This window comes from Stutzerimonas stutzeri KOS6 (assembly GCF_000307775.2).
GTDB classification, from domain to species: domain Bacteria; phylum Pseudomonadota; class Gammaproteobacteria; order Pseudomonadales; family Pseudomonadaceae; genus Stutzerimonas; species Stutzerimonas stutzeri_B.
Genome location: NZ_KK020676.1, coordinates 1,198,070 through 1,199,305 on the forward strand (window position 1 = coordinate 1,198,070; position 1,236 = coordinate 1,199,305).

Here is a 1,236-nt window from a genome sequence, read left to right on the forward strand (position 1 = left end):
TGTAGTGGTCTACTGATCCCGGACACCCATTTAGGGCGAGAATGCTCGCCATAGAGAGGTGTCTGATGACCAAGCAACGTCGTTCCTTTACGCCCGAGTTCAAACGAGAGGCCGCTGGCCTGGTGCTCGATCAGGGCTACAGCCATATCGAAGCAGCCCGCTCGCTGGGGCTGGTTGAATCGGCGCTTCGTCGCTGGGTGAAACAGCTCCAAGAGGAGCGCCAGGGCGTTACCCCGAAGAGCAAAGCATTGACTCCCGAACAGCAGAAAATCCAGGAGCTGGAAGCCAGGATCGACCGACTGGAGCGGGAGAAAGCGATCCTAAAAAAGGCTACCGCTCTCTTGATGTCGGACGAGTTCAATCGTACGCGCTGATAGACCAGTTGAGTGAGCGGGAGTCGGTGGAAGTGGTCTGTTCAGCGTTCGACGTGGTGCGGTCTTGCTACTACGCCCATCGTCTACGGCTCTGCCGTGTTGATGCACGCCGCATTGCACTGCGCAGTCAGGTCAATCAGCTGTTCAACCAGAGTCGAGGATCGGCTGGTAGCCGAAGCATTCTGGGCATGTTGCGTGAGGATGGCGTAAGCATTGGCCGCCTTCGCGTGCGTCGGTTAATGCGCGAGTTGGGCCTGGTCAGCAAACAACCAGGCTCGCACGCGTACAAGCAGGCTACGGTTGAACGCCCAGACATTCCGAACCGGCTGAACCGCGAGTTCACAACTGAGCGCCCCAATCAGGTGTGGTGCGGCGACATCACCTACATCTGGGCGCAAGGCCGCTGGAATTACTTAGCGGCGGTGCTGGATCTGCATGCACGACGAGTAATTGGCTGGGCATTCTCCGCCAAGCCGGATGCGGAGTTGGTCATCAAGGCGCTGGATATGGCCTACGAGCAACGAGGCAAACCGCAGCAGGTACTGTTTCATTCCGATCAGGGCAGCCAGTACGCCAGCCGCCTGTTTCGGCAGCGGTTGTGGCGATATCGGATGGAACAGAGCATGAGCCGTCGAGGTAACTGCTGGGACAACTCACCGATGGAACGGTTGTTCCGCAGTTTGAAGTCGGAGTGGATTCCACCGACCGGTTACCTGACGGCTCAGGAGGCTCAGCGGGACATCAGTCATTACCTGATGCACCGCTACAACTGGATCAGGCCACATCAATTCAACGATGGGCTACCGCCTGCGGTGGCCGAAGAAAAACTTAACCCACTGTCCGGGATGGGTTGACCACTACA

General features: G+C 57.9%; 1 protein-coding gene. It reads left to right on the forward strand.

Annotated elements, in window-relative coordinates; translation table 11 throughout:
• Window positions 1–65: 65 nt before the first annotated feature.
• Window positions 66–1,228 (forward strand): IS3 family transposase gene (locus B597_RS0223325; RefSeq protein ID WP_152028156.1). Its coding sequence is split into 2 segments (ribosomal slippage): window positions 66–321 and window positions 321–1,228, totalling 1,164 coding nucleotides; the frame shifts between segments, so codons are not numbered across the junction.
• Window positions 1,229–1,236 lie beyond the last annotated feature (8 nt).